At 61.5% G+C, this 26,304-nt stretch carries 27 protein-coding genes; 7 read left to right on the top strand and 20 right to left on the bottom strand.

The window, feature by feature from the left end; genetic code table 11:
* Positions 1–6: 6 nt before the first annotated feature.
* From NKH67_RS26380 to eno, 5 genes are all read right to left on the bottom strand, one after another.
* Positions 7–1,383 (bottom strand): pyruvate dehydrogenase complex dihydrolipoamide acetyltransferase, encoded by a 1,377-nt coding sequence (locus NKH67_RS26380; RefSeq protein WP_352502932.1) that lies wholly within the window; start codon positions 1,381–1,383, stop codon positions 7–9.
* Positions 1,384–1,401: 18 nt separating this feature from the next.
* Positions 1,402–2,805 carry a pyruvate dehydrogenase complex E1 component subunit beta gene (locus NKH67_RS26375; RefSeq protein WP_352502933.1) on the bottom strand — a complete coding sequence of 468 codons (1,404 nt, stop codon included), beginning with the start codon at positions 2,803–2,805 and terminating at the stop codon, positions 1,402–1,404.
* Positions 2,806–2,820: 15 nt separating this feature from the next.
* Positions 2,821–3,861: a pyruvate dehydrogenase (acetyl-transferring) E1 component subunit alpha gene (gene pdhA, locus NKH67_RS26370; protein ID WP_352502934.1), complete on the bottom strand. Its 1,041-nt coding sequence runs from the start codon at positions 3,859–3,861 to the stop codon at positions 2,821–2,823.
* A 171-nt stretch (positions 3,862–4,032) separates the two neighbouring features.
* The gene (locus NKH67_RS26365; RefSeq protein ID WP_023675088.1) at positions 4,033–4,353 is read right to left on the bottom strand and encodes an FtsB family cell division protein; all 321 of its coding nucleotides are present in this window, start codon (positions 4,351–4,353) and stop codon (positions 4,033–4,035) included.
* A gap of 134 nt (positions 4,354–4,487) precedes the next feature.
* On the bottom strand, positions 4,488–5,762 hold the full coding sequence (eno, locus tag NKH67_RS26360; RefSeq protein ID WP_352502935.1) for a phosphopyruvate hydratase: 1,275 nt from the start codon (positions 5,760–5,762) through the stop codon (positions 4,488–4,490).
* Between the two features lie 202 nt (positions 5,763–5,964).
* Here eno and NKH67_RS26355 point away from each other — a divergent pair, with 202 nt between their 5' ends.
* Positions 5,965–6,087, top strand: coding sequence for a hypothetical protein (locus NKH67_RS26355; protein WP_084642452.1), 123 nt, complete (start codon positions 5,965–5,967; stop codon positions 6,085–6,087).
* Between the two features lie 76 nt (positions 6,088–6,163).
* Here NKH67_RS26355 and NKH67_RS26350 read toward each other — a convergent pair whose 3' ends face one another.
* The 7 genes from NKH67_RS26350 to NKH67_RS26320 all read right to left on the bottom strand — a co-directional run bounded on the left by NKH67_RS26350 (position 6,164) and on the right by NKH67_RS26320 (position 12,966).
* Entirely contained in the window at positions 6,164–6,529 is a 366-nt protein-coding gene (locus NKH67_RS26350) for a PRC-barrel domain-containing protein (protein ID WP_023675091.1), read from the bottom strand.
* A gap of 122 nt (positions 6,530–6,651) precedes the next feature.
* Positions 6,652–7,503: a 3-deoxy-8-phosphooctulonate synthase gene (kdsA, locus tag NKH67_RS26345; RefSeq protein WP_352502936.1), complete on the bottom strand. Its 852-nt coding sequence runs from the start codon at positions 7,501–7,503 to the stop codon at positions 6,652–6,654.
* Positions 7,500–8,387, bottom strand: a complete 888-nt coding sequence (locus NKH67_RS26340; protein WP_352502937.1) for a VOC family protein — start codon at positions 8,385–8,387, stop codon at positions 7,500–7,502. Before NKH67_RS26340 ends, kdsA begins: the two co-directional genes overlap by 4 nt.
* A gap of 305 nt (positions 8,388–8,692) precedes the next feature.
* A complete protein-coding gene (locus NKH67_RS26335) occupies positions 8,693–8,980 on the bottom strand; it encodes a Dabb family protein (RefSeq protein WP_254817185.1) in 288 nt (95 codons plus the stop codon).
* A gap of 103 nt (positions 8,981–9,083) precedes the next feature.
* Positions 9,084–9,218: a hypothetical protein gene (locus NKH67_RS26330; protein ID WP_292655342.1), complete on the bottom strand. Its 135-nt coding sequence runs from the start codon at positions 9,216–9,218 to the stop codon at positions 9,084–9,086.
* 371 nt (positions 9,219–9,589) lie between these two features.
* Positions 9,590–11,569, bottom strand: a complete 1,980-nt coding sequence (locus NKH67_RS26325; protein WP_352502938.1) for a bifunctional 2',3'-cyclic-nucleotide 2'-phosphodiesterase/3'-nucleotidase — start codon at positions 11,567–11,569, stop codon at positions 9,590–9,592.
* A gap of 131 nt (positions 11,570–11,700) precedes the next feature.
* Positions 11,701–12,966 carry an NAD(P)/FAD-dependent oxidoreductase gene (locus NKH67_RS26320; RefSeq protein ID WP_352502939.1) on the bottom strand — a complete coding sequence of 422 codons (1,266 nt, stop codon included), beginning with the start codon at positions 12,964–12,966 and terminating at the stop codon, positions 11,701–11,703.
* A 180-nt stretch (positions 12,967–13,146) separates the two neighbouring features.
* On the opposite strand from NKH67_RS26320, the gene NKH67_RS26315 reads away from it, so the two are divergent.
* Complete coding sequence (locus NKH67_RS26315; RefSeq protein WP_352471829.1) at positions 13,147–13,803, top strand: 5-formyltetrahydrofolate cyclo-ligase; 657 nt, start codon at positions 13,147–13,149, stop codon at positions 13,801–13,803.
* A gap of 13 nt (positions 13,804–13,816) precedes the next feature.
* Here the strand turns inward: NKH67_RS26315 and NKH67_RS26310 are convergent, their stop codons facing one another.
* On the bottom strand, positions 13,817–14,290 hold the full coding sequence (locus NKH67_RS26310; protein ID WP_023675099.1) for an Lrp/AsnC family transcriptional regulator: 474 nt from the start codon (positions 14,288–14,290) through the stop codon (positions 13,817–13,819).
* A gap of 157 nt (positions 14,291–14,447) precedes the next feature.
* Between NKH67_RS26310 and ald the strand changes: the two genes are divergently transcribed.
* Positions 14,448–15,563 (top strand): alanine dehydrogenase, encoded by a 1,116-nt coding sequence (gene ald / locus NKH67_RS26305; protein ID WP_352502940.1) that lies wholly within the window; start codon positions 14,448–14,450, stop codon positions 15,561–15,563.
* Between the two features lie 247 nt (positions 15,564–15,810).
* On the opposite strand, the gene NKH67_RS26300 is transcribed toward ald, so the two are convergent.
* From NKH67_RS26300 to NKH67_RS26275, 6 genes are all read right to left on the bottom strand, one after another.
* Positions 15,811–16,278 carry a DUF1203 domain-containing protein gene (locus tag NKH67_RS26300; RefSeq protein ID WP_352502941.1) on the bottom strand — a complete coding sequence of 156 codons (468 nt, stop codon included), beginning with the start codon at positions 16,276–16,278 and terminating at the stop codon, positions 15,811–15,813.
* A 78-nt stretch (positions 16,279–16,356) separates the two neighbouring features.
* Positions 16,357–17,163, bottom strand: coding sequence for a 4-hydroxy-tetrahydrodipicolinate reductase (gene dapB / locus NKH67_RS26295; protein ID WP_352448952.1), 807 nt, complete (start codon positions 17,161–17,163; stop codon positions 16,357–16,359).
* A gap of 151 nt (positions 17,164–17,314) precedes the next feature.
* Positions 17,315–17,878 (bottom strand): GNAT family N-acetyltransferase, encoded by a 564-nt coding sequence (locus NKH67_RS26290; protein WP_352448953.1) that lies wholly within the window; start codon positions 17,876–17,878, stop codon positions 17,315–17,317.
* Positions 17,879–17,883: 5 nt separating this feature from the next.
* Positions 17,884–18,735 (bottom strand): 3-mercaptopyruvate sulfurtransferase, encoded by an 852-nt coding sequence (gene sseA / locus NKH67_RS26285; RefSeq protein ID WP_352502942.1) that lies wholly within the window; start codon positions 18,733–18,735, stop codon positions 17,884–17,886.
* A 35-nt stretch (positions 18,736–18,770) separates the two neighbouring features.
* Positions 18,771–19,514 carry an alanyl-tRNA editing protein gene (locus NKH67_RS26280; protein ID WP_352502943.1) on the bottom strand — a complete coding sequence of 248 codons (744 nt, stop codon included), beginning with the start codon at positions 19,512–19,514 and terminating at the stop codon, positions 18,771–18,773.
* The gene (locus tag NKH67_RS26275) at positions 19,514–20,548 is read right to left on the bottom strand and encodes a cysteine synthase A (protein WP_352457507.1); all 1,035 of its coding nucleotides are present in this window, start codon (positions 20,546–20,548) and stop codon (positions 19,514–19,516) included. The genes NKH67_RS26280 and NKH67_RS26275 overlap by 1 nt, the downstream gene beginning before the upstream one ends.
* Before the next feature lie 215 nt (positions 20,549–20,763).
* On the opposite strand from NKH67_RS26275, the gene NKH67_RS26270 reads away from it, so the two are divergent.
* Both NKH67_RS26270 and NKH67_RS26265 read left to right on the top strand, forming a co-directional pair.
* Positions 20,764–21,585 carry an SDR family oxidoreductase gene (locus tag NKH67_RS26270; RefSeq protein WP_352502944.1) on the top strand — a complete coding sequence of 274 codons (822 nt, stop codon included), beginning with the start codon at positions 20,764–20,766 and terminating at the stop codon, positions 21,583–21,585.
* 22 nt (positions 21,586–21,607) lie between these two features.
* Positions 21,608–21,766 carry a hypothetical protein gene (locus tag NKH67_RS26265; protein WP_502893806.1) on the top strand — a complete coding sequence of 53 codons (159 nt, stop codon included), beginning with the start codon at positions 21,608–21,610 and terminating at the stop codon, positions 21,764–21,766.
* 103 nt (positions 21,767–21,869) lie between these two features.
* On the opposite strand, the gene NKH67_RS26260 is transcribed toward NKH67_RS26265, so the two are convergent.
* Positions 21,870–23,288 (bottom strand): DEAD/DEAH box helicase, encoded by a 1,419-nt coding sequence (locus NKH67_RS26260; protein ID WP_352502945.1) that lies wholly within the window; start codon positions 23,286–23,288, stop codon positions 21,870–21,872.
* Between the two features lie 387 nt (positions 23,289–23,675).
* Here NKH67_RS26260 and NKH67_RS26255 point away from each other — a divergent pair, with 387 nt between their 5' ends.
* Together NKH67_RS26255 and NKH67_RS26250 are read left to right on the top strand one after the other, a co-directional pair.
* Positions 23,676–25,208 (top strand): acyl-CoA carboxylase subunit beta, encoded by a 1,533-nt coding sequence (locus tag NKH67_RS26255; protein ID WP_353032027.1) that lies wholly within the window; start codon positions 23,676–23,678, stop codon positions 25,206–25,208.
* Between the two features lie 7 nt (positions 25,209–25,215).
* Positions 25,216–26,286, top strand: a complete 1,071-nt coding sequence (locus NKH67_RS26250) for a M48 family metallopeptidase (protein WP_352502947.1) — start codon at positions 25,216–25,218, stop codon at positions 26,284–26,286.
* Positions 26,287–26,304: the final 18 nt, after the last annotated feature.

Below are 26,304 nucleotides of genomic sequence, written 5' to 3'. Positions count from 1 at the left end.
CCTCTCTTAAACCAGCATGCCCATCGGGTTTTCGACCATGCGTTTGAAGGCGACGAGCAACTCGGCGCCGAGCGCACCGTCGACGGCGCGGTGATCGGTCGACAACGTCACCGACATGATCGTGGCGATCTTGATCTCGCCGTTCTTCACCACTGCGCGTTGCTCGCCGGCGCCGACCGCCAGGATCGTCGCATGCGGCGGGTTGATGACGGCAGAAAAATCCTTGACGCCGAACATACCGAGATTGGACACCGCCGTGGTGCCGCCCTGATATTCTTCCGGTTTCAGCTTGCGACTACGGGCGCGGCCGGCAAGATCCTTCATCTCGTTGGAGATGACGGACAGCGTCTTTTCATCGGCACGCCGGATGATCGGGGTGATCAGGCCGCCGGGGATCGACACGGCAACGCCGACATCGGCATGCTTGTGCTTGACCATGGCGTTTTCTGTCCACGACACATTGGCATCCGGCACCGCCATCAGCGCCATGGCCAGAGCCTTGATAACCATGTCGTTGACCGAAAGCTTGTAGGCCGGCGTTTCGCCCTTCTCGGTCTTCTTCGCCGGGGCGGCCGCATTGATCTGCGTGCGCAGGGCCAGAAGCGCGTCGAGCTCGCAGTCGAGCGTCAGATAGAAATGCGGGATGGTGGTTTTGGCCTCGACCAGCCGCCGCGCAATGGTCTTGCGCATATTGTCGTGGGGGACCAGCTCGTAGGAGCCTTCGGCAAACAGTTTGAGCACCTGCTCGTCGGACATTGGTTTGGGTGCTGCGGCCGCAGGCGCCGGAGCGCCGGCGGGCGCCGCTTTTGCTGCTGGTGCCGCCTTGGCGCCGCCACTGGAAATTGCGGCATCGACATCGGCCTTTACCACGCGGCCGCGGGGGCCGGAGCCTGTCAGCGCCGCGACATCTATACCAGCTTCGCTGGCGATGCGCCGGGCCAGCGGCGAGGCGAAGATGCGCTCACCGTTTGCGTGGCCGTTGGCGACCAGCACCGCGTCCGCCTTAGGCGTAGGTGCGGCAGGCTCCTGCTTCGACGCTTCGGGCTTTGATGTTTCCGCTTTGGCGGCTTCCGCTTTCGGAGCCTCAGCCTTGGCCGGCGCAGCGCCATCACCGCTTTTGACGGCAGAAGCAGCATCCTCCCCCTCAGCCGCCAATACCGCGATCAGCGCATTGACCTTGACGCCTTCAGTGCCGGCCGGAACCACCAGCTTGGCAACCGTGCCTTCGTCGACGGCTTCGACTTCCATCGTTGCCTTGTCCGTCTCGATCTCGGCAATCACGTCGCCCGGCGAGACCTTGTCGCCTTCCTTGACCAGCCACTTGGAAAGGTTGCCCTCTTCCATTGTGGGCGAAAGCGCCGGCATGGTGATGTTGATCGGCATTTTGTCCTCCCGCCCTGCTCAGCGATACGTGACGGCTTTGACCGCCTCGACGACCTCGCCGACATTGGGCAACGCCAGCTTTTCGAGGTTCGCCGCATAGGGCATCGGCACGTCCTTGCCGGCAATGGTGATGACCGGTGCGTCGAGGAAATCGAAGGCGCGCTGCGAAATTTGGTTGGCGATATGGTCGCCGACCGAGTTCTGCGGAAAGCCTTCCTCGACCACCACGAGGCGATTGGTCTTTTTGACCGAGGCGATGATCGTGTCGAAGTCGAGCGGGCGGATGGTGCGCAAGTCGATTATCTCGGCATCGATGCCCATGCCGCGCAACTCCGCCTCGGCCTTGATCACGTAGGTCATACCGATGCCGAACGAGACGATGGTCACGTCCTTGCCGGATTTGTGAATGCGCGCCTTGCCGATCGGCAGCACGAAATCGTCCATCTTCGGCACGTCGAAGGAGTGGCCGTAAAGGATTTCGTTCTCGAGGAAGATGACCGGGTTCGGGTCACGGATCGCCGCCTTGAGCAGACCCTTGGCGTCGGCGGCGGTATAGGGCATCACCACCTTCAACCCGGGAACATGGCTGTACCAGGCGGCATAGCATTGCGAATGCTGCGCGGCGACGCGGGCAGCCGCGCCGTTCGGGCCGCGAAAGACGATCGGGGCGCCCATCTGGCCGCCGGACATGTAGAGCGTCTTGGCGGCTGAATTGATGATCTGGTCGATCGCCTGCATGGCGAAGTTGAAGGTCATGAATTCGACGATCGGCTTCAGGCCGGCCATCGCCGCGCCAACACCAACGCCGGCAAAGCCGTGCTCGGTGATCGGCGTGTCGACTACGCGCCGCGGACCGAATTCCTGCAACAGGCCTTGTGTGATCTTGTAGGCGCCCTGGTACTCGGCGACTTCCTCGCCCATGACGAAGACGTCGCCGTCGCGGCGCATTTCCTCAGCCATTGCGTCGCGCAACGCTTCACGCACCGTGGTCGAGACCATTTCGGTGCCGGCCGGGATGTCCGGATCGGCGGCAATTTCCAGCCTGGGTGCGGCGGCAACAGGTGCTGCCGCTTCGCTCTTGGCCGGAGCAGCAACGGGGGGCGGAGCAGCCGCGGGCGCTGCCGCTTGCGACACGACAGCCTCCTCGCCAATGCCTTCGCCCGCCTCGTCGATGTCTTCGCCATCGACGGCCAGCACAGCGATCAGTGTGTTGACCTTGACGCCTTCGGTGCCGGCAGGAACCACGATCTTGGCAAGCGTGCCGTCGTCGACGGCTTCGACTTCCATCGTTGCCTTGTCGGTCTCGATTTCGGCAATGGCGTCACCGGCCGCGACCTTGTCGCCTTCTTTCTTCAACCACTTCGAAACATTACCCTCTTCCATGGTCGGCGAGAGGGCGGGCATGAGTATTTCGATCGGCATGTCCTTGCCCTCTCGTTAAAGTACGATGTCGGTCCAGAGCTCGGACGGATCTGGCTCCGCGTCGTTCTGGGCAAATTCTGCGGCGTCGGCGACAACGTCGCGGACTTCCTTGTCGATGGCCTTGAGTTCGTCCTCGCTTGCCCATTTCTTATCGAGCAGCCGCGCCTTGACCTGCTCGATCGGGTCACGTTCGGAGCGCATTTTCTGCACTTCTTCCTTGGAGCGGTATTTAGCCGGATCCGACATCGAATGGCCGCGGTAACGATAGGTCTGCATTTCGAGAATGAGCGGCCCGTTGCCGGCGCGGCACCATTCGGCGGCGAGGTCGCCGGCTGCCTTTACAGCGCGCACATCCATGCCGTCGACCTGGATGCCTGGAATCTTGAAGGACGCGCCGCGGTGCGAGAAATCCGTCTCGGCCGACGAGCGCGAGACCGAGGTGCCCATGGCGTAGCGGTTGTTCTCGATGATGTAGATCACCGGAAGCTTCCACAGCGAGGCCATGTTGAAGCTTTCGTAGACTTGGCCTTGATTCGCCGCGCCATCGCCGAAATAGGTCAGCGTCACATTGTTGTTGCCGCGATAGCGGTTGGCGAACGCAATGCCGGTGCCGAGCGACACTTGCGCGCCGACGATGCCGTGGCCGCCGTAAAAATGCTTCTCCTTGGAGAACATGTGCATCGAGCCGCCCTTGCCTCTGGACAGGCCGCTACGGCGCCCGGTCAGTTCGGCCATGACGCCGCGCGGCGACAACTCCATGGCCAGCATATGACCATGGTCGCGATAGGCGGTGATCATCTGGTCGCCATCGATCAGCGCCATCTTCATGCCGGTAACGACCGCTTCCTGCCCGATGTAGAGGTGGCAGAAACCGCCGATGAAGCCCATGCCGTAAAGCTGGCCGGCCTTTTCCTCGAAGCGGCGGATGAGCAGCATGCGCCGGTAGGCGGCAAGCTCCTGGTCTTTGGTGAATTCAACAGGCTTTGGGGTGGAAAGGCCCGGCGTTTTGCCGTCCGATTTGGATTTGGCAGGCGCTTTTCTGGTGGCGGTGGCCATGCATCACTCCCTGTTGGCGTCTCTTGGCGGACAGCGAGGGAGATCAGTTCTCCCACCGATTTGAGGCAGGCTAACATGCAGGGAAGGCTTTCGCCATGCCGAAAACGCATGGCTGTCATGCATCTAAGCAATTAAAATCATTGCAAATATCACCGATTAACTGAAATCAGGTTATCTTGCAACCGGCAGCATGATGGTGATCTCGTCCGCGTGGGACAGATTAAGCGCCTTGCGCGCCTGCTCGTCCAGCATGTCCTTCTCCAGGGTGCCCTCATGCATCAGCTGAACGCGGCGCTCGAGATCGATCCGGCGCGCCCTGACGGCATCGAGCCTGCCCTGCAATTCGGCAGTCTCAGCTTCGAGCTGATACTTGGAATAGATGCCGAACTCGCCATGATAGGCATGGAAGCCGAAATAAGTCAGGAACACCACGCAGAGCGAGGGGATGATCAGCCGGCCGGTGTTTCTTTGCTTGTGCTGGCGTGTCCACATGGTCCGAATCCTCTACGCCGCCTTTGTCGCCCGATTGTGCTTAATGGACGGTTACAGCCTGTTGGATTCAGAGCCAGGAAGCAAAAAAGGGCGGGAATGTCCCCGCCCTCGCCGCCACGGATTTTCTCTCGAAATCAGCTTTTCACGATCGACTTGCCGGCATATCGCGCCTGCTTGCCGAGCTCCTCCTCAATGCGGATGAGCTGGTTGTACTTGGCCATGCGATCCGAGCGTGACAGCGAGCCCGTCTTGATCTGCCCGCAATTGGTGGCAACGGCGAGGTCGGCGATGGTCGAATCCTCGGTCTCGCCCGAGCGGTGCGACATCACCGCGGTATAGCCGGCCTTGTGCGCGGTCTCGACGGCGTCGAGCGTTTCGGTAAGCGAGCCGATCTGGTTGACCTTGACCAGGATCGAATTGGCGACACCCATGCGGATGCCGTCGCGCAGCCGCGCCGTGTTGGTGACGAACAGATCGTCGCCAACCAGCTGCGTTTGCTTGCCGATGAGATCGGTCAGTATTTTCCAACCGTCCCAGTCATCCTCCGCCAGGCCGTCCTCAATGGTGATGATCGGGTAGTCGGCAGCAAGTTTGGCCAGATATCTGGCCTGCACCTTCGGGTCGCGGGTTTTCCTCTCGCCTTCATAGACGTAGTTGCCACCCTTGAAGAATTCGGTCGCCGCGCAGTCGAGGCCCAGCGCAACCTCTTGGCCGGGCTTGAAGCCAGCCTGCTCGATCGATTCCATGATGAAGTCGAGCGCGGCCGGCGCGCTCTTCAGGTTGGGGGCAAAGCCGCCCTCGTCGCCGACATTGGTGTTATGGCCGGCGTCCTTCAGCTTCTTTCGCAGCGTATGAAAGATCTCCGAGCCCCAGCGCACGCCGTCGCGCAGCGTCGGCGCGCCGATCGGCAGGATCATGAATTCCTGGAAATCGATCGGGTTGTCGGCATGCGCGCCGCCATTGATGATGTTCATCATAGGCACCGGCAGCACATGGGCCTTGGTGCCGCCGACATAACGATAGAGCGGCAGGTCGGCGGCTTCGGCCGCAGCCTTGGCCACAGCCAGCGACACGCCGAGGATGGCATTGGCGCCGAGCCGGCTCTTATTGGGCGTACCATCGAGCTCGATCATGGTCTGGTCGATATGAATCTGATTCTCTGCCTCCATGCCGCCGATCGCCTCGAACAGCTCGCCGTTCACCGCCTCGACCGCAGTGAGCACGCCCTTGCCGAGATAGCGGGGGCCGCCATCGCGCAGTTCGACCGCCTCATGCGCGCCGGTCGAGGCGCCGGACGGCACCGCGGCGCGACCCATCGAGCCGTCTTCGAGCACGACGTCGACCTCGACGGTCGGATTTCCGCGGCTGTCCAGGATTTCACGCCCGACAATGTCGATGATGGCCGTCATTGCGATGTCCCCGATTGATCGATTGAAGCGTCGCGCACCTCTTAGCCAAAGCGCCGCAAAACGCAATCGGGGCACTTGCAAATATTGCCCGTGCGCTACGGATTCACGAAGCACGAAGCGCTGTCATCATTTGTCATACGCGGCATGCCGGTTTCTGGTTTATGGCTGTTGTCGCGCGGGGCGAAACAGGAGGAGTTTCGCCATGTCCCAGTTGAGCGGTATTGTGAGTTTGTTCCTGATCGCGGCTGCGTTCCTGACGTCGTGCGACAATCAGCAACCCCCGCAGGGATCGTCGCCTTTGCCGGCCCTGCAGATTGCGCAGTAGCATCCCGCCACATCGAAAGGCCCCGATTTCCCGGGGGCCTTTTTGATTCCAGGAGACTTAGTCAGTGCCAGTAAGGTCAGTGCCAGTAAGGCTCGACCTTGTAGTAGTTGTATGAGGCATCACGCGCGGCCTCGCCGTCGGCGCCGGTCAACTCGTTGATCGAATAGGAAGGAGCGGCCATCAGCTGGTCTTTGGTGAACGGCACGACATAGCCGCCCTTGTTCTCGTCATAGTCAAGGCTCGCCCACGGAATGGCGTGGTATTTCTCGCCGATGCCGAGAAATCCACCAAAACCGATCACGGCAAACATGATTCCGTTCGACAGTTTGTCGAGCATGACGTCCTCGATGTCGCCGATATGCGTGCCTTCCGTATTGTAGACCGATGTGCCGATAACCCGCGAAGCGGCGATGGCTTCGGTGTGTCCCGTCTGGGTCGTCATGGTGTGCTCCTCGTCGTCGTTGACATTAGATTTTGACAATGATGGCCGCGGGCTAAGGTTCCAGGCAGGTTCGAAATTCTTCAAAGTTTTCCTGGCGGCGCTGCTGTGGCGCAACTGCTGGTTCAACCCACGCTTTTGGCAATGCGATCGAACGCCATCAGCCGTTCAAGCAATGCGGGAAGATCCTTTAGCGGCACCATGTTGGGACCGTCGGAAGGCGCGTTGTCGGGGTCCTGGTGCGTCTCGATGAAGACGCCGGCGACGCCAACCGCGACGGCCGCGCGCGCCAGCGTCTCGACAAAGCGCCGGTCGCCTCCAGACGAACCGCCCTGCCCACCCGGCTGCTGCACGGAATGGGTGGCATCGAAAATCACCGGCGCGCCGATCTCGGCCATGATCGGCAGCGCCCGCATGTCAGACACCAGGGTATTGTAACCAAAGGATGCGCCGCGCTCGGTGACCAAGACATTGGCATTGCCGGAGCCAATGATTTTGGCGACGACGTTCTTCATGTCCCACGGCGCGAGGAATTGCCCCTTCTTCACATTGACCACCTTGCCGGTTTTTGCCGCAGCAATCAGCAAATCGGTCTGGCGGCTGAGGAAGGCAGGAATCTGCAGGATATCGGCATGAAGCGCGACGATCGCGCATTGTTCCTCAGTGTGGACGTCGGTCAGGATCGGCAAGGCAAAATTCTTGCGCAAGTCGTCGAAGATCGGCATTGCCGCTTCAAGTCCCGCGCCGCGCGTGCCGCCAAGCGAGGTGCGATTGGCCTTGTCGTAGCTGGTCTTGTAGACGAGCCCAATGCCGAGCCTGTCGGTCAATTCCTTTAGCGCACCGGCCATGTCGAAAGCGTGCTGCCGCGATTCCAGCTGGCATGGACCAGTGATCAGCGATAGGGGCGCGCTGTTGCCGAAAATGACTTTGCCGACCGCAACGGAAGAGTTCGGCATCAGTGGATTGAGCTTGTTCATGCGATCTCCCGGAAAATGAAGGCTGCGCCCTGCCCTGGCGCCGGCGGCACGATGGTATCACCGCCGCGCATGTGGTGTTCCACAGAATTGGCTGCAAGCAGCTTGGCGACGGCATCGCCGTGCCTAATCGAAAAGACGATCCCAGCAAAGCGGAGTTCAGATGGTGCGCCGGCAGGAATGCCGAAGCGTGCCGAATAGGCTGCAGGATCCAGAACGGTCACGACGGCATTCGGCAGCTCATAGACAGTGCCGCCGCCCTGCGCCTCGATTCCGGCTGCGATCGAAATCAAACGGCCTTGTTCGAAAGGTTCGCCAGTGACTGCCACGACTTCGACAATGCCGGTTGCGCCATTAGCGTGGGCCTGCAACGCAGTGCGGTCGACGTTCGGCGCATTGATCCGCTCGCAGGCGAAGAGAAAAGCGTCCGCTGTCTTGCCTGTAGCCGCGAAGGCCAGTTTGAACGATGCGGTATCGCTCTTTCCCGCCGCATCGGTGAAGGCGCGCGAAAAGCTTAGCGCGTCTCCCGCCGACAGACCGGCTTCCATGTAGCGCGCGTGGTCCGCGGCGGCGCTTTCGGTGCCCAGCGCCACGGCAGAAAATCCTTCATCGCCGTTTTCTTCGCGATACGTGCGATCACGCACGACAAAGACATTGCGGTTCGCGATCGCCGTTGCCACGGCCTGCCGGTCAGCGACCGCGAGCGGCTCGACATAGGTGCCGTCGGTGAGAAAAACACAGCAGTTTTGCGTTCCGAAAGGGTGGATACCTGTCGGCGCAACGGTAAAGCCGAGCAGGGTCAAGCGCGCCCGCGCAACATCGAGGCTTGCTGTCGGCAGCACCAGGTGATCGAGCGGATGAGGCCTTGCGGGGGTGTTTTCGGTCATGTCCCGCGCGATGTGCCTCATTCCTGAAAATGGTTCAAGGGCTTAGCCGGTGCCTCAGCGGCGATCGCAGGCCTCGGCCGCGAGGAGCCGACTTGCCGCCCGCAAAAATCATCCTAGCTCATTGCCATGGGAAGAGACCTTTTCATCGCCCTAGCCGTTATTGCGATAGCAGTTATCGCCGTGCTGATCTGGAACGCTCCAAAGCGGCCGGGCGTCGATCTGACCGAAACCTCCGCGGCTCAGACGGAGTGAAGCGGGCTACGGCGCGGAGCTCCTCCGCGACGTCAAATCTGCCTTGAGGGCGGTCAACTTGCAACGATGTCGGCCGAATAACGCAATTCGCGTAGCGGTTTGACCCGGCTGGTCGTCTCTGCATAGAGCGGATGCGCCTTGTAGGCGGCGAGCGCCGCTTCGTCCTCGAACTCGGCGTAGACGACCACATCGATCTCATCCGAGAGCGGGTCGACCTTGGTGTTGAGCGTTACCTCGAAATGACGCGAATGAGGTATCTTGCCAAGCGCCAGGAGGCCCGTGCGCACTGCCTCGACATCCGCTTTATGCCGTGCGCTGAAGAAAACGATATGCCGGATCAACCCAGCCTCCTCGACCGTTGGACCGGCGTTCTTTTGTGTCAGCGGCAGCGTGCCGTCAATCGGCAGGTTTGTCGCGTCTGCGAACCATAGCTGCGAAGAGAAACTACACCATGCTCGTTACATAGTGCACGATGCGGGTCACCTCCCTGACCGTCCTGTCGAGGTAGCGGCCTTGGTTGTAAATGCCGTCCCAGATCAGGAAAAAGGTGACAGTCGTGATGACGATGACATAACGCATGACTAAAACTAGCGCATATGGACGGTTGCAACCATAGCGATTCCAACGCTGCTGGGGACCCTTCCCCGAATTTAATGGCCTTTGTGGTCTGTCTGCTGCGATGCTTGCTGGCCAGAATGGCGCTACCGCCACAGGGCGCCTTGGAAAGATAACCCCGCTCGGCTTCGACGACCGCTTCCCGCCTCGATCGACCGACTGCCACACCATTATTCCGGCGGGATTTCGACGGACGCGCTGGATCCGGTCATGCCGCCGTCAAGCGGCGTTTCGCACCACCTGCTTGAAGAGGCCCCCTGTCTCAAACGGATTGGCCGTATCGGGGCAGTATCTTAACGCTGAGACAGTTTCGAGCCGACGTTCAAATCCTCGCCTCAAAGAGTGATGCGGTATTTTGCAAAGCCCGCTTCGCCCTCGCCCGCCGGCTCGATCTTCAGCGACTTCACTTGCGCAATAAACTCCTTCGCCTTGGCGCCGGTCTCGAATACGACGCGGGTTCCCGGCAGTGGCGCAAACGACCAGTTGGCGTCCGCCGACGGGTTGATGGTGCCTTTGCTGACGATATAGCGCACGATCACATCGCGGTTGGTGTCGGGCGCTTCGTAGATGATCTTCGAGGCATTGATCTCCGGGAAATTGCCCCCGCCGCCGGCTCGGTAGTTGTTGGTGGCGACGACGAATTTCCGCTTGGGGTCAATCGGTTTGCCGTCGAACATCAAGTCAATGATGCGGGTCGAGCCAGCATTCACCAGCCCGCCCTTCGAATCATATTTCGGTGGCTGCGACAGATCGATCTTGTATGTGACGCCGTCGATCACGTCGAAATTATAGGATGGGAAGTCAGTGTTGATGAGCGCCTGGTCGGCTTTGCCCGGTTCGATCCGGTTGAAGATGCCGGCCGACATTTCCAGCCATTCTTTCACCTCTGCCCCGGTGATTTCAACGGCGCGCACCGTGTTTGGATAGAGGTAGAGGTCGGCGACGTTCTTGATGGCGATATCGCCCACCGCCACGTCGGTGTAATAGTCGGCGCCGTTGCGCCCGCCCGCCTTGAACGGTGCCGCCGCCGACAACAGCGGCATATCCTTCCACTCTGTGTTCTTCAGGATGTCCTTCAAGTACCAGGTCTGCGCCTGGCTGACGATCTGCACCGATGGATCATCGGCGACCAGCGCAAAATAGGAATAGAGCGGCGCCGAGGTTTTGCCGACCGGCCGGCGCACATAGGCAAGCGTCGCCTCGTGGTCCGGTTTGAGCGCGTCGATGATGCGCTGGTCGTCCGCGACGGTCGGCTTGTTCGTTTTGTCGACCCGCTCAAAGATCGGCCTGGCCTCAGAGGTCGCCGAGACGATTTTCCACGTCGATCCGTCGCGCTCCAGCAACAGATCGATCAGCCCCATGTGCGAGCCCCAGAAGCCGGCCATGACGGCGGGCTTGCCTTGCAACGTGCCTTTCGCCGTATCGACGGCTTCCAGCGACTGAAAGTCCTTCTTGCCGGGGAAGACCAGATGCTGGTGACCGGTGAACACCGCATCGATACCTTCGACACCGGCAACGAAGAAGGAGGCGTTCTCCATCATGTCACTTTGCTTCACGTCGATGCCGGAATGGGAGAGCGCAATGACGATGTCGGCGCCTTCTTCCTTCATTTGCGGCACCCACGCCTTGGCCGCCTCGACGATGTCGCGTGTTTTGACGCTGCCCTCGAGATTTTTCAAGTCCCAGACCATGATCTGCGGCGGCACGAAGCCGATGATGCCGATCCTGATCGGTTGCTCGGCCCCCCACCCGTCTTTGATCTTCCTGTCGAGGATGACGTAAGGCTTGAGATAAAGCCTGTCGTCGCGCGGGTTCGCGGCGAGCTCCGTGCCGCGGATCAAATTCGCGCAGACAAATGGGAAATTGGCACCGGCCAGCACCTTGTCCATGAACGACAGGCCGTAGTTGAACTCGTGGTTGCCGAGCGTCGAGCATTCGTAGCCGAGCAGGTTCATGCCCTTCATGACCGGATGCAGATCGCCATCCTTCATCCCCCTCTCGTAGGCGATGTAGTCGCCCATCGGGTTGCCTTGCAGAAGGTCGCCATTATCGATCAGCATCGCGTTGGTTGCTTCCTTGCGCACGGCTTCAATCAACGATGCCGTTCGCGACAGCCCCATCGTGTCGTTAGCTTTGTCGGCGTAGTAGTCGTAAGGCAGCACATTCACGTGGATGTCGGTCGTCTCCATAATCCTCAGATGCGCCTGATTGGCTTGAGCCCGGGCGGAGAACGGGTGCAGCATGATCAGCGCTCCGCTGGCGGCGACGCCGGCGAGGAAATCGCGGCGTGAGACGAGGTGGCGCAATTGGGACATTCGTTTTCTCTTTCTTCCACGACGTGACAAGTCCTGCCCGAAGCAAAGCTTCGCGCCGAAATCCAGTCGAGTCCAGAAGCCGATTCCATCAAGAGGAGGTGACGCGCCGATGAATGTCCGGCAGCGAACAATCAGCCCTTGTCGTCGTCGCCCTGCGTGATCAGCCGCGCGCTGCGCTGACCGGTGAAGTAGATCCATAGCCAACTCAGGGAAACCGCAAGCCGGTTACGAAAGCCGATCAGGAAGTAGATATGCGCCAAGCCCCATAGCCACCAGGCAAGCCGGCCGGTAAGCTTGATCCAGCCGAAATCGATGGCCGCGGCGCGCTTGCCGATCGTCGCCAGGTCGCCGTCATGCCTGTAGCTGAAAGGACGCGGTGTCGTGTCACCGGTAAGCCTTGCCTTGATCGTGGCGGCGACATGCCGTCCCTGCTGCTTGGCGGCGGGCGCGACGCCCGGCACCAGCCGGCCATCCGGCCGCAGGACGTGCGCTGCGTCACCGATGACGAAAATCTCCGGGTTTCCCGGCACACTCAAGTCGGGCTCGACAAGCACCCTGCCCGCGCGGTCCGCTGCCGCGCCGAGCCATTCGGCGGCCGGCGAAGCGGCGACGCCCGCCGCCCACAGGATTGTCCTGGCCGGCAAATGTGTGTCGCCGAAGACGACACCCTCGGCATCGCAGCGCGTAACCGCCCGGCCGAGTTCGACGGTCACGCCGAGCCGTTCGAGCGCCTTCGTTGCATAATCGGAGAGTTCGGGAGCGAAATTGGAGAGGATGCGGTCACCGGCCTCAATCAGCACCACACGCGTCTGCCGCGTGTCGATGTTGCGGAACTCGCCGCGCAGCGTGTCGTGCGCCAGCTCGGCAATGGTGCCGGCCAGTTCCACGCCGGTCGGCCCGCCGCCGACGATCGCCAGGGTCAGCAATGCCTGGCGCTGGGCGGGATCGGTTTCCCGCTCGGCCTGCTCGAAAGCCAAAAGAATACGCCGTCGAATGGTGGTGGCGTCCTCCAGCGTCTTCAGGCCAGGGGCGAACGGTTCCCATTCGTCATGGCCGAAATAGGCGTGCCGCGCGCCGGTGGCCAGCACCAGCGTGTCGTAAGCGACCGTGCCGCCGTCCTGCAGCAGCACGCGCTTGCCGGTGCGGTCGATGCCGGTAACGGTGGCGAGCAGCGTCGTCACGTCCTTGCGCCTGCGCAGAAGATGGCGGATCGGCCAGGCGACTTCGGAGGTGGCCAGCGCCGTCGTCGCCACCTGGTAGAGCAGCGGCTGAAAAAGGTGATGATTGCGCCTGTCGATCATCGTGATGCGCACCGGCGAACCGGCTAGTGCGCGGGTGAACTCGAGGCCGCCGAAACCGGCACCTACGACGACGACGTGATGGTTGGCTGTGTTCATCTCGCTCATCCCTCTCGCCAAGGCTGATGTAAGTATCGTTGTGCAGTGCAGCAATGCCTGCGCTGCAACTACCTGGGAGTCGTCGCTTGATGTCGTGAATACGCATGCCGCGGACTCGTTCCCGGATATAGCCTGCGTCCAGGATACTACTTGGTTGGAACTGTATATTGCAGGTGAAGCATGGCTAGCGATGAAGACGAAGGCTCAGCGCAGTACGCCTCGCCGCCTTGTTTTATGCACGAGCTCGATCCGGAGTTCCAAGCGCCGCTATCCGACTGGACCGACGTAAGGCGCTGGCGCAAGGCCGAGCGCGAGCGGTTGATCGCATCCCGCCTTGCCGTTTCAGCCGACACGCGCGCAGCTATGTCGCAGCGTATTGCCGAAGGGCTCGACGCGGTGATCGGCGACATCGCCGGCCGTTTGGTCAGCCTCTACTGGCCGTTTCGCGGCGAGCCGGACCTGCGTCCTTGGATGGAAACCGTTAACGCGCGAGGCGGGCGCACGGCGTTGCCCGTCGTCGTCGAGAAAGACCGGCCGCTTGTCTTTCGCGCCTATGCCCACGGAGACCGGCTGGAGAAGGGCGTCTGGAATATCCCGATACCGGCTGACGGTGATCCGGTGTTGCCCGACGTCGTCATTTCGCCGATCGTCGGCATCGATCCCGGGCAGTTCCGCTTGGGTTATGGCGGCGGCTTCTTCGATCGCACGCTTGCCGCGATGCCGTTCAAGCCGCTGGTCATCGGCGTCGGCTACGAGTTGCAGCGCATCACCACCATCTACCCGCAGCCGCACGATATTCCGATGGACCGTGTGGTGACTGAGGCATCCAAGGCCTAGGCGAGTTCGGGGCCTAGGCGAGTTCAGGCTTCATTCCCACGGCTGTGCGATCGACGATTTCGCGCAAGGCAAAGGACGAATTGATCTTCGTCACATGCGGCATTGCCGACAGCCACTCCTTGTGGATACGTTCGTAGTCGACGAGATCCTTTGCCGCTATGCGCAGGATGTAGTCATATTCGCCCGACATCAAATGGCAGGATAAGACGTTCGGGCAGCGCTTTATCGCTGCCTCGAAATCCGACAACGTCTTCTCGAATTGCCCGGACAGCGATATATGCACGATCGCCGTCATCTGGTGCCCAAGTGCAGCGTTGGACAGCCGGGCGTGATAGCCGCGGATGGTTCCGGATTTCTCCAGATTGTCCAGCCGCCGCGAGCAGGCCGACTGGGACAGGCCGACCTTCTCGGCGAGCGCTGCGTTGGGTATCCGCCCATCCTTCTGCAACGTCTCGAGAATGGCGATATCAATCCTGTCGAGCGGCATTTTTGCGGGTTCCTGCGACAATTCTAATGTTTCGCGCAACGATTATCGAACAGTGGCTTCTCAGGCAAGCGCATTCGCAAACACTTACCGAACGATTCGTGGTTCACTATCTCTAGACAGGGAACGAGCCCCAAAGGGCCGGATCAGGAGAAGAACGATGCGCATCGGCTGCCCCCGGGAAATCAAGAATCACGAATATCGCGTCGGCCTGACGCCGGGTTCGGTCCGCGAATATGTCGCGCATGGCCATGAAGTGCTGATCGAGACCGGCGCCGGCGCCGGCATCGGCGCCGACGACAACGCGTATCGTGCCGCCGGCGCCACGATCGCCAAGACGGCAGCCGACGTTTTTGCCAAGTCCGACATGATCGTGAAGGTCAAGGAGCCGCAGCCCAACGAATGGGTTCAGCTCCGCGACGGCCAGATCCTCTATACCTATCTGCATCTTGCCCCGGATCCGGAGCAGACCAAGGGCCTGCTGGCCTCCGGCGTGACCGCGATAGCCTACGAGACCGTCACCGACGAGCGCGGCGGTCTGCCGCTCTTGGCGCCGATGTCGGAAGTTGCCGGCCGCCTGTCGATCCAGGCGGGTGCAACGGCGCTGCAAAAGGCCAATGGCGGCCGCGGCGTGCTGCTTGGCGGCGTGCCCGGCGTGCTCCCCGGCAAGGTAACCGTGCTCGGCGGCGGCGTCGTCGGCCTGCATGCTGCACGGATGGCCGCCGGCCTTGGCGCCGACGTCACCATCATTGACCGCTCGATCCCGCGCCTGCGTCAGCTCGACGACATCTTTGGCGGCCGCGTCCACACCCGCTACTCGACCGTCGAGGCGCTGGAAGAAGAATGTTTTTCGGCTGACATCGTCGTCGGCGCCGTGCTGATCCCGGGGGCAGCAGCGCCCAAGCTGGTGACGCGCGAGATGCTGTCGGGCATGAAGAAAGGCGCCGTGCTGGTCGACGTCGCCATCGACCAGGGCGGCTGCTTCGAGACCTCGCACGCCACCACCCATGCCGAGCCGACCTATGAGGTCGACGGCGTCATCCACTATTGCGTCGCCAACATGCCGGGTGCGGTGCCGGTCACCTCGGCCCACGCGCTCAATAATGCGACGCTGCATTATGGCCTGCAGCTCGCCGACAAGGGCCTCAAGGCGCTGGTAGACGACCACCATCTGCGCAACGGGCTGAACGTCCACAAGGGCAAGATCACGAATCGTGCAGTGGCCGAAGCGCTCGGTTACGAGCTGGTCGAGCCGAAGGCCGTTCTCGCCGCCTGAGCTGTCCGAATCTGCCTCTCCAGTGCCCGTCGGATTCGTCCGACGGGTTTTTCTTATGTCGAAAAACTGAAAAGTGTCGGGCGCGCGGAATAACCGGACAACAAAAAAGCGGAGCCAAAGCCCCGCTTCCTCGGTTGTCGAAAATTCCCGCCGGTTCATCCGCGGTCGGCAAATCGATCGACAGTGTCTTTCTACCGCTTGTATGCGACGGGAGTACGACAGCCCCAAGCCGGTGCAGCCTGTCCGGTTACGCGCGGTCGATCCGGCACTGATAGCAATTGTTGCGCGCCGAGCGGATGTGGACGTAAGCGATGTCGTCGCGTTCGAACAACGTCTCTGCCCGTGCGGCAATGGCGTCGGTCGGAGTGACGCCGCCGCTGCCGTAAACGATGCGGTCGTCCTTGCCGTAGCCGCGCACGATGTAATCGCTGCTTTCGAGGATTTCGGGAGCCACTTCCACCTCGGCGGCGCGTTCGCATTCTACCGCATGCAGGAAGATCGGCCCGGTTTCAGCATAAGGCTGCAGCTCCGGAAAAGGCCGATAGGCCAGAACAAGATAGTCTTCTCCCGCAGCAACGTTCTTCAGGCAGTGACGGCAAGGCACTCCGTCGCCGTCCGAAACCTTCTGCTCTGGTTTCAGGCCATAAGCGTCCGCTCCGCCGCGCTGAAGTGCGCGGACCGCATCGGTCGGCAAGGCTTTGAATTTCACGGTCATGGCGAAATCTCCGGTTCTCCTTGACCGGAAATTATGCTCCCAAAGCCGAGCTTCCCACCCGATTCCTGCCGAAATGGATCAATCCATCAGCGCGTCGAGACCACGAACCAGACCTTTGATCTGCTGTACCCGTCTGATGGCGAGCAGCGTGCCCGCCACGTAAGGCGCTGCGGACGAGCCGGCGTCATGGCGTATGGTCAGCCGCTCGTCTGGCAAACCGAACAGCGCCTCGCAGGACAGGATGTAGGACGGGAGGCGAAGCGCGTGCACTTGCACCCCCTCGCCTGCGCCGACCGCACCACCGCGTGTGGCCGGCACGCCGGAGACCTCGGAGACCGGCTTTGCCGTTGAGGCCTTGCGGATGTCGGCCAGCGCTTCAGCAAGCTCTCGTGCGGTTCCGGAGGGCGCGTCGGGCTTCTTTGCACTAGCATAATCGATGACCTCGACATCCGGCACGTATTTTGCCGCCATAAGTGCAAACCGCTTCATCAGCGTGGCGGTGATGGAAAAGTTGCCAGCGGCAACAACGCCGACGCCATTGGCGCGCGCCGCGGCGTCGATCTCGGCATAGTCGGCAGCTCCCAGTCCCGACGTGCCGATCACCGTGTGCCGTCCGTTGTCGATGGCGAGCAGCACATGGTCTTTCACGACATGCGGCTTGGTGAAGTCGACCAGCACGTCCGACGGCGCCTCCAGCGCCTCGGCCAGCGAGGCCGAAACGGCAATACCATTAGCCGGCATACCAACCAGCAGACCGGAATCCTGCCCCGCGCCGCTGCGTGATACAGCCCCGGCCAGCGCCATGTCGCCCTGCGCCCCGATCGCCGGAACCAGCGCTTTGCCGACCCAGCCGGTCGCGCCGGCCATTACCACGCGTATTGCCATCGTGCGATCCTCCATCACCCATCGGGTTTTTAGACGATAGCGATATGGAAAGAGCCAAGCTCATTCAAGTCGAGCTCGCCTTTGAGTGTTGATCCAGAGACTCTGGGACATTGCAAAGACAAGCTGAAGCGCGGATGAACGGGCCTGAAAATCAGGGCCGCATGACGCTGGCCGCGCGCTCGGCAAAAGACATCGGATGTACGACCTCCTTTTTTTGCGCCACTGGCGTAAAGCCGAGTTTTTGATAGAGCGGCAGTGCTGCTGGGTGATCGAGGGTGCAGGTCTGCACCGTCACCCGCTTTGGCCCGTGCGACCATGCCGCGGCGATTGCCGCACCGAGGAACCAGCGGCCGATGCCTTGCCCGGTCGCGTGCTCCATCATTCCGAAATAAGCGAGTTCCACTTCCTCCGGCAAATGCGGCTTGAGGTCGAAGAAGCCGGCCGGCGCACCATCCAGATAAAGCACCCTGATGTCGCGGTCCTCGCGGTGGATGCCCGCCGCAAGCTCCTCGTCGCTCAGCCTCAGCACATTGACCCAGTGCCATTTGCGGCCCACCCGATCCATCAAATAGCGGTAGAAATGCAGCGGAATGTCTTTGGTCTTGAGCAGCGCGATCTGGCGGTTGTACGGCAGCGGCGGCGAATAGGCAGGTGGCACATGCATTTCGAGAAACGTCACGGTGACGTCGATGTCTTCCAGCGATCCGTCTTCCATCCCCGTCAGTCCTTGCCCGTCACGACGGGCGTGTCGGAAAGCCCGCCCCATTCGGTCCATGAACCGTCATAAAGCCTGTTGTCGGCATGGCCAAGCGTCTCCAAAGCCAGCGTGACAGCTGCCGCGGTGACGCCCGACCCGCAGGAGGTGACGACCGGCTTCGACAGGTCGATGCCGGCTCTTTCGATCACTTTGCGCAGCCTGTCCTTCGGCAACAATTCGCCGTTTTCCGAAAGCGCCGAAAATGGCACGTTGTGCGCGCCCGGCATATGGCCGGAGCGTATGCCGGGGCGCGGCTCCGGCTCGGTGCCGGCAAAACGGCCAGGCGAGCGCGCGTCGGCGATCTGGCTCTCCCCCGTCTCGACGATCCGGCGCATGTCGGCAAGGCTGGCGACGCGGGCGGCATCGAAGTTGGCATAAAACACGCAAGGCGCGATCTTCGTCGGCTCCGCCGTCACCGGCCGTCCGGCGGCTTTCCAACGATCGAACCCGCCGTCGAGTATATAGACCTGGAACACGCCCATGACGCGAAACAACCACCAGGCGCGCGGTGCAGAAAAGAACCCTGGCCCGTCATAGACAACAATCGTGTCATCGGCCGAAATACCCATCGCGCCGACATATTGCGCGAAATGCTGCGGCGACGGCAGCGTGTGCGGCAGAGCCGCGTCGGGGTCCGAAACCGCATCCTGGTCGAGGAAGCGGGCGCCTGGAATATGCGCTGCGTCGTACTCGGCGCGCGCGTCACGCTTTTGCGCCGGCAGATACCAGGACGCGTCGACAATCGTCAGGCCGGGTTCGCCGAGCCGCTTCTGTAACCAATCGGCATCGATGGTGAAAGGACTGTCGTCGGCCATCTTTTCTCTCCTGTCCCGCCCGTCGCAGTCCTATATCAGGCTGGCGGCATAGGACCAAAGCGAATGCGGAAGCGCCGGTTCTCGCGGCCCTTCTTCTCGATCTTGCCGATATGGATCTCGCCGATTTCGCTGGTGCTCTTTACATGGGTGCCGCCGCAAGGCTGGCTGTCGATCGAAGCGTTCTCGCCGATGCAGACCAATCGGATCCTTCCCGTGCCGGCCGGAGGCCGCACATTCTTGGATTTCACCAGGCCCGGATTGGATGCCAGTTCCTCGTCGGAAATGAGCCGGGTGAAGATCGGGTGGTCGGCTCGCACCAGTTCCATCAGTCTGGCCGTCACGCCTTCCTTGGTAAAGCCGGCATCCTGGATGTCGAAATCGATACGGCTGTCGTCCTCGGAAACCGCGGCGCCGGTGATCGGGAACGGACAGACGACGGTAAGCAGGTGGCAGGCAGAATGCATGCGCATCAGCAACTGCCGCCGCGGCCAGTCGATGGCAAGCCTCATGCGCTCGCCCACCTTTGGAACTGCCTGCTCCGGCGCCGGTACATGGATGATCTCGTCCTTGGTTTCGCCGGTGATCGTAGCGGCAATCGCTATGCCGGTGCCGTCGGCGCGTTCGAGGCTGCCGGTGTCGCCCGGCTGCCCGCCCGATGTGGCGTAAAACACCGTCCGGTCCAGAATGATGCCGCCGCGATCATTGACTGCGACGACGGTGGCGTCGGCCGTCCCCAGATAGGCGTCGTCACGAAACAGCGCTTCGGTCTTGTGCGCCATCACGCAACCCTTTCGAACGGTACTGAAATCGTGCTCTGTTGCTCCATCCACCCCGGCACCGGCAGCTTCTTTTCGCGCAGGAATTCAGGATTGAACAGCTTCGACTGGTAGCGCGTGCCGTAGTCGCAAAGCATGGTCACGATAGTGTGGCCGGGGCCTAGCTCGCGCGCCAGGCGAATGGCGCCGGCAATGTTGATGCCCGTCGAACCGCCAACGCAAAGCCCCTCCTCCTGGATCAGGTCGAATACGATCGGCAGCGCGTCCTCGTCGGGGATCTGGAAGGCAAAATCGGGTGTAAAGCCTTGGAGGTTGGCGGTGATCCGCCCCTGCCCGATGCCTTCGGTGATCGAACTGCCCTCGGATTTCAGCTCGCCGCTGGTGTAGAAGGAATAGAGCGCTGCCCCCAGCGGATCGGCCAGCGCGATCTTGACCTGGTTGTTTTTGGCCTTCAGCCCGAAACCGACGCCTGCCAGAGTGCCGCCGGAACCGACCGCCGACACGAAACCATCCACCTTGCCGTCGGTCTGGTTCCAGATTTCTTCGGCCGTGGTGCGGATATGGCCGTCACGGTTGGCGACATTGTCGAACTGGTTGGCCCAGATCGCGCCGTTCGGCTCGCTCTTGGCCATCTGCTCGGCCAGCCGGCCCGACAGCTTCACGTAGTTGTTCGGGTTCTTGTAAGGCACGGCGGGCACTTCGATCAACTCGGCGCCGAGCAGTTTGATGGTATCCTTCTTCTCCTGGCTCTGGGTGTCGGGAATGACGATCACCGTGCGGTAGCCGAGCGCCTTGGCAACCAGTGTCAATCCGATGCCGGTATTTCCGGCCGTCCCCTCGACGATGACTCCGCCGGGCCGCAGCAGCCTGCGCTGCTCCGCGTCGCGGATGATAAACAGGCCGGCGCGGTCCTTTACCGACTGCCCGGGATTCATGAATTCGGCCTTGCCCAGGATCTCGCAGCCGGTTGCTTCCGAGGCCTTGTTGAGGCGGATCAGGGGCGTGTTGCCGATCACGTCGATCACAGAACGGGGCATGGAGATTCCTTTGTGGGTGCGGCGAAACCCTAGAAACCCGAAGCTTCGGTTTCAAGGCAAGAATTTGCCTGGTCCAGTCGCATTTCGCACACTGCAATTGCTGCAGCCAGGAGCGCCCGATCGGTATTCATTTCAACCATGTACCGAAAAGCACTCTTTTCATTCGATTTCTTCACCGGTAGAGCACAGGCTAAGAAGAGCCGGCGGGGCGCAACATGACACTCTATCGGGCCAATCCGAAGCATGGCGTCGCCTGGATTACGGGCGGCAGCAGCGGTATCGGCCGTTCGCTGGCCAAGGATCTTGCCGCTCGGGGCTATGTCGTCGCGGTGACTGCGCCAGATGACCATCCGATCGATACGCTCATCGTCGAAACGGCGCAGATGGCGGGCCGTGTCGCAGCCTTTCCCTGCGACGTGACCGACGAAAAACGCATGGCAAAGACGGTTGCGGCGATCGAGAAAGATCTCGGTCCGATCGTGTTGGCAGTGTTCAACGCGGGAAGCTATATCGCAACGCCGGGCGAGGATCTTGTCGCGCGCAATTTTCGTCGGTCTTTCGAAGTCAATTATTTCGGCATCATCAACGGCCTGCTGCCGGTCATCGAACGCATGCGCGTGCGCTCGCGCGGCCACGTCGTGCTGATCGGTTCGGTCACCGCCTATTTCGGCTGGCCCACCACCGCCGCCTATGGTGGCACCAAGGCGGCGGTCAATATCCTGGCCGAGTCGCTGAAATACGATTTCGACAAGATGAACGTCCGCATCCAGGTGATTAATCCAGGCTTTGTCGACACGCGGCTGACCGAAAAGAACTTCCTGCCGATGCCGGGCTTGATGCCGGTCAATCTGGCCTCGCGCCGCATCGCGCAAGGCATCGAATACGGCGGCTTCGAAGTCACTTTCCCACGCCGCCTGAGTTGGACGCTGAAACTGCTCAGGATGCTGCCGAGGCCGTTCTGCCGATGGGTGATCAGCACGGTCACCCGCTGGAATGCGCGGCCGCTGAATTTCGACCGCAAGCCGCCAGTCGAGTAGGATCGGTGATGGGCGAGCGATCGTGTTTGCGGGTCGCTGGGGCGCCGCACATGAATTGGTACCGGTCGACGATACCGGCGACCCGGACAACCACGCCATTGCCGGCGACGCGCTGTCGCCATCGACCACGGTTTTCCTCGCGCAGCGGATCGTCGTGTGGATCGAGGCGGTGGTAAAGTGAACCAAAGGCCCCCAAAGCAAGAGAGCGACCGAAGCATCGCTCCGGTCGCTCTCTTCAATCGTGTGTGACCAAGCCAGGCTTGGCCGACCGCAACACGGTCAGATTATGCGGCCCGCGCTGCTGGCCGCTTGCCGCCGAAGCGGCGCTTGTTATTGCCCTTGAAGGGCTTGGCGCCTTCCGGCTTGCGCTCGCCCGCAAAGGCCGGCTTGTCGCCGAACCGCTTCTTGCCGAAGCCGTTGTTTGCGCCGCCGGGCCGCCTGCCGTCGCGACGGCCATTGTGGTCGTTGCGATCGTTGGCCGGTTCGAAGCTGCGCTCGTTCTTCTCGGCGGGATTGCGCTGCGGATCGGGGCTGCCGAGATGGTCGGCAACGATCGGCAGCTTGGTGCGGATGATGCGCTCGACCTGACGCAGCTTGCTGTTTTCAGACGGGTCGCAGAGTGTGATGGCGATGCCGTCCATGCCGTTGCGGCCGGTGCGGCCGATGCGGTGGACATAGCTCTCCGCCTCGTCCGGCAGGTCGAAATTCACCACATGGCTGATGCCGGGCACGTCGATGCCGCGTGCCGCAATGTCGGTCGCCACGAGAATGCGCACCGAACCCTCACGGAAATCGTTGAGTGCCTTCTGACGGGCATTCTGCGACTTGTTGCCGTGGATGACGGCGGCCTTGAAGCCGTCGCGCTCGAGATCCTTGGTCACCCTGTCGGCGCCATGCTTGGTGCGCGAGAAGATGATGACGGACTTCATCGCCTCATCGGCAAGCATGTTGGCCAGCACCTGGCGCTTCTGCTTGGTGCGGGCAAAGACGACGCCCTGCACGATCTCGGCGGCCGCGGTGCTGTGAGGAGCGACTTCGACGCGAATCGGGTTCTTCAGCAGGCCTTTCGCCAGTTCGGCGATTTCGGCCGGCATGGTCGCCGAGAACAGCACCGTCTGACGGTCCGGCGCCGTCGCCTTGGCGATGCGCTTCACGTCGTTGATGAAGCCCATGTCGAGCATGCGGTCGCCTTCGTCGAGCACCAGCCATTTGGTGTCGGCAAGCATCAGGTCGCCTTCACGCACAAGGTCGGTCAGCCGACCGGGCGTTGCGATCAGGATGTCGACGCCGGGCGCAACCTTCTTCACCTGGCTGAAGCGCGAGACGCCGCCCAGCACGAGCGCGGTCGAGACATGCGCGCCCTTGGCGAGCAGCTTGATCATCTCCTCGATCTGCACCGCGAGTTCACGTGTCGGCGCCAGGATCAGCGCTCGGGCCGTCTTCGGCCGGCGCTTGGTACCAAGTGCGATGATCTTCGACAGGATCGGCAGCGCGAACGCCGCCGTCTTGCCCGAGCCGGTCTGGGCGATGCCGAAAATGTCGCGGCCTTCGAGCTGCGGCGGGATCGCCTGGGCCTGGATCGGCTTCGGATCGGTAAAGCCGGCGGCATTGGTGGCCTTGAGCAGTGCGCCGGTGATTCCAAGTGCGGCGAAACCGTTCGGTTCCGCAGTGTCCTTACCGGTCAAAGTGTTTTCATTGGTCAAAATATTCTTCTTTCATGCGGCTCCTGGCCGCAAACATCGATGGCGGCAGGGCGCAACCTGCCGTCGAAAATTGTCATGAAACGACAAGGCGGGCGGACGTCATCGTCCGCACGGCTGCGCTGTCGTGCCCGCAGGCTTCATGCCACGGGGCTTTTTCGCCACCTTGCCGATATGTCGGGAAGAGGGAAAACAGACGCAACCAGTCTCATTCATCGAGAAGGCCGGAGTGTCCCGGCCCAAGCGCCTATGCCGCCGCATATGGCCCAGTTCGCATCGAAATGCAAGGGGCCTGATGTTGCAGCGCAGCAAAAGCCATGAGGAAGCGGCGCTTGCGCTCTCTCGCGGGCATGATTACCACAATGCAGCTTTCCGTTTCGGGGACCGGTCATGAAGGACGTGCTGAAGGAACTCGAGCGCCGCCGCGAGATCGCCCGCATGGGCGGCGGCCAGGCCCGCATCGACGCCCAGCACAAGAAGGGCAAGCTGACCGCCCGCGAACGCATAGACGTCTTTCTCGACGAGGGCTCGTTCGAGGAGTTCGACATGTATGTCGAGCACCGCTCGACCGATTTCGGCATGGAGAAAACCAAGATCGCCGGCGACGGCGTCGTTACCGGCTGGGGCACCGTCAACGGTCGCCCGGTCTATCTTTTCGCCAAGGATTTCACCGTGTTCGGCGGCTCGCTGTCCGAGGCCCATGCCGAAAAGGTGGTCAAGGTCCAGGAGATGGCGCTGCGCAATCGCGCGCCGATCATCGGCCTTTACGACGCCGGCGGCGCCCGCATCCAGGAAGGCGTGGCGGCGCTCGGCGGCTATGCCGAGATCTTCCAGCGCAATGTACTGGCCTCTGGCGTCATCCCGCAGATTTCACTGATCATGGGCCCCTGCGCCGGCGGCGATGTCTATTCGCCGGCGATGACTGACTTCATCTTCATGGTTCGCGAAACCTCCTACATGTTCGTCACCGGGCCGGATGTGGTGAAGACCGTAACCAACGAGACGGTCACCGCCGAAAGCCTCGGCGGCGCTTCTATCCACACGACGAAGTCCTCGATCGCCGACGGAGCCTACGACAATGACGTCGAGGCGCTGCTGCAGATGCGCCGGCTGGTCGATCTGCTGCCCGCTTCCAACACGGCGGAAATTCCCGAGATCGAATGCTACCAGTCGGTCACCGATCACGATCTGTCGCTCGACAGGCTGATCCCCGACAATGCCAACAAACCCTACGACATCAAAGAGTTGATCCTTAAAGTTGCCGACGAGGGTGACTTCTTCGAGATCCAGCAGAATTTTGCGAAAAACATCGTCACCGGCTTCGGCCGTATCGAAGGCCGCACCGTCGGCTTCGTCGCCAACCAGCCGATGGTGCTGGCCGGCGTGCTCGATTCGGATGCCAGCCGCAAGGCGGCTCGTTTCGTGCGCTTCTGCGACTGCTTCGCGATCCCGATCGTCACCTTCGTCGACGTGGCGGGGTTCCAGCCCCGCACCGCGCAGGAATATGGCGGGTTGATCAAGCACGGCGCCAAGCTTCTGTTCGCCTATGCCGAAGCGACCGTGCCAAAGATCACCGTCATCACCAGAAAGGCCTATGGCGGCGCCTATGACGTCATGGCGTCAAAGCATTTGCGCGGTGACATGAACTATGCGTGGCCAACGGCGCAGATTGCGGTGATGGGCGCCAGGGGCGCAGTCGAGATCATCTATCGCAAGGATATCGGCGACGCGGAGAAAATTGCAGCGCACACAAAAGCTTACGAGGATCGCTTCCTATCCCCCTTCGTTGCCGCCGAGCGTGGCTATGTCGACGAGGTGATCATGCCGCATTCGACCCGCCGCCGCATCGCCCGCGCGCTCAGGATGCTGCGCAATAAGGATATGCAAAACCCCTGGAAGAAGCACGACAACATTCCGCTGTGAGGCGTTGATGTCGCGCCTGGTCCTCGATGTAGGAGCGCGTTTCGGCAGGTTTGCCATCCTGCTCTTCGCCCTGCCGCTGTTTTGCCCAATACTCCTGTGGTTCTGGTTCCTCGATTGCTATCCGCTCGCTGTCATCGCGACTGGCGTTGTTGCAATCCCAGCCGCGATGCTGGCCATCGTTCTGTTGATCGGGACATTGTTCGCCGGTTTTCGACCCAGCAAGGTGGACGGGATTACTCGGGAATCAGCCGCGAAATTGTGGGCTGTCTGGGAGAGTATTGCCGGCAAACACCGCGCCAGCCGCACGAGCATCATCCTGAGCGACGATCTCAACGCTAGCATCGGTGAAGAGCGGCCGTTTCTGGGCCTGCTTGGTCGCAGGGCAATTCTCACCGTGGGCCTGCCGCTGCTCGCAGCGACCGACCAAAAGGGGTTTGCGGCGATCTTGGCCCATGAGGACGCCCATCTGAAAAATAAAGATACAAATGGCGGGCTCAACCTGGCCGAACTCGAAAAGAGCTTCGATCTAATCTTCGACTTCGCCCCACCGGGAAAAACCGTTTCGGGCAGCCTGTTCTACTGGATGCTTGGCCCGCTGTCGCGCACGCTGGAGCGCGAAGAAATACGGTTGTCGCGGCGGGCGGAAATTGACGCAGATCGTCATGCAGCGATGTCCGGCGATGCATATGAAACGGCGCGCGCCCTGCTGCTGATCGGTGCTGCCAGTGCGTTCTTCGATGACCAAGTGTATATTCCGCTTAAACGTGAACTGCTTGGCACCGTGGTACCGCCTCGTCCACCACTCGAAAGAATTCTGGCGGCCGCCAGTCACCTGTCGAGGCTTCCCATCCTGCAAGAATATGCGCAAAAGGCCTGGGACGCGCCAGATAACGAAAGCGCGGATCATCCGCCCTGGTCCGAACGCTTGACTGCTCTTGGATTTAGCTCGGCTCCAAAGATAGAACCAGTTCTGGTTTCCGCCTTGTCGAGCCTGCTGAGCGATGAGGTCGTCGCCGAACGCGTCCGGCATTTCGACGGTGAATGGACATCGAACATCGCCGACGACCTCGATCGATAGCTGTCCGCCTGGAGCTAC

Source organism: Mesorhizobium sp. M0968, from assembly GCF_040319065.1.
Classification (GTDB): Bacteria; Pseudomonadota; Alphaproteobacteria; order Rhizobiales; family Rhizobiaceae; genus Mesorhizobium.
The sequence above is the reverse complement of the archived record's forward strand: the minus strand, read 5'-3'. Positions and strand labels throughout refer to the sequence as shown.

Bases quoted from the DNA above. Each gene is read 5' to 3' on its own strand.
- NKH67_RS26380 (WP_352502932.1), bottom strand. From the start codon at position 1,383: ATGCCGATCAACATCACCATGCCGGCGCTTTCGCCCACAATGGAAGAG.
- NKH67_RS26375 (WP_352502933.1), bottom strand. From the start codon at position 2,805: ATGCCGATCGAAATACTCATGCCCGCCCTCTCGCCGACCATGGAAGAG.
- pdhA (WP_352502934.1), bottom strand. From the start codon at position 3,861: ATGGCCACCGCCACCAGAAAAGCGCCTGCCAAATCCAAATCGGACGGC.
- NKH67_RS26365 (WP_023675088.1), bottom strand. From the start codon at position 4,353: ATGTGGACACGCCAGCACAAGCAAAGAAACACCGGCCGGCTGATCATC.
- eno (WP_352502935.1), bottom strand. From the start codon at position 5,762: ATGACGGCCATCATCGACATTGTCGGGCGTGAAATCCTGGACAGCCGC.
- NKH67_RS26355 (WP_084642452.1), top strand. From the start codon at position 5,965: ATGTCCCAGTTGAGCGGTATTGTGAGTTTGTTCCTGATCGCGGCTGCG.
- NKH67_RS26350 (WP_023675091.1), bottom strand. From the start codon at position 6,529: ATGACGACCCAGACGGGACACACCGAAGCCATCGCCGCTTCGCGGGTT.
- kdsA (WP_352502936.1), bottom strand. From the start codon at position 7,503: ATGAACAAGCTCAATCCACTGATGCCGAACTCTTCCGTTGCGGTCGGC.
- NKH67_RS26340 (WP_352502937.1), bottom strand. From the start codon at position 8,387: ATGACCGAAAACACCCCCGCAAGGCCTCATCCGCTCGATCACCTGGTG.
- NKH67_RS26330 (WP_292655342.1), bottom strand. From the start codon at position 9,218: ATGCGTTATGTCATCGTCATCACGACTGTCACCTTTTTCCTGATCTGG.
- NKH67_RS26325 (WP_352502938.1), bottom strand. From the start codon at position 11,569: ATGTCCCAATTGCGCCACCTCGTCTCACGCCGCGATTTCCTCGCCGGC.
- NKH67_RS26320 (WP_352502939.1), bottom strand. From the start codon at position 12,966: ATGAACACAGCCAACCATCACGTCGTCGTCGTAGGTGCCGGTTTCGGC.
- NKH67_RS26315 (WP_352471829.1), top strand. From the start codon at position 13,147: ATGGCTAGCGATGAAGACGAAGGCTCAGCGCAGTACGCCTCGCCGCCT.
- NKH67_RS26310 (WP_023675099.1), bottom strand. From the start codon at position 14,290: ATGCCGCTCGACAGGATTGATATCGCCATTCTCGAGACGTTGCAGAAG.
- ald (WP_352502940.1), top strand. From the start codon at position 14,448: ATGCGCATCGGCTGCCCCCGGGAAATCAAGAATCACGAATATCGCGTC.
- NKH67_RS26300 (WP_352502941.1), bottom strand. From the start codon at position 16,278: ATGACCGTGAAATTCAAAGCCTTGCCGACCGATGCGGTCCGCGCACTT.
- dapB (WP_352448952.1), bottom strand. From the start codon at position 17,163: ATGGCAATACGCGTGGTAATGGCCGGCGCGACCGGCTGGGTCGGCAAA.
- NKH67_RS26290 (WP_352448953.1), bottom strand. From the start codon at position 17,878: ATGGAAGACGGATCGCTGGAAGACATCGACGTCACCGTGACGTTTCTC.
- sseA (WP_352502942.1), bottom strand. From the start codon at position 18,735: ATGGCCGACGACAGTCCTTTCACCATCGATGCCGATTGGTTACAGAAG.
- NKH67_RS26280 (WP_352502943.1), bottom strand. From the start codon at position 19,514: ATGGCGCACAAGACCGAAGCGCTGTTTCGTGACGACGCCTATCTGGGG.
- NKH67_RS26275 (WP_352457507.1), bottom strand. From the start codon at position 20,548: ATGCCCCGTTCTGTGATCGACGTGATCGGCAACACGCCCCTGATCCGC.
- NKH67_RS26270 (WP_352502944.1), top strand. From the start codon at position 20,764: ATGACACTCTATCGGGCCAATCCGAAGCATGGCGTCGCCTGGATTACG.
- NKH67_RS26255 (WP_353032027.1), top strand. From the start codon at position 23,676: ATGAAGGACGTGCTGAAGGAACTCGAGCGCCGCCGCGAGATCGCCCGC.
- NKH67_RS26250 (WP_352502947.1), top strand. From the start codon at position 25,216: ATGTCGCGCCTGGTCCTCGATGTAGGAGCGCGTTTCGGCAGGTTTGCC.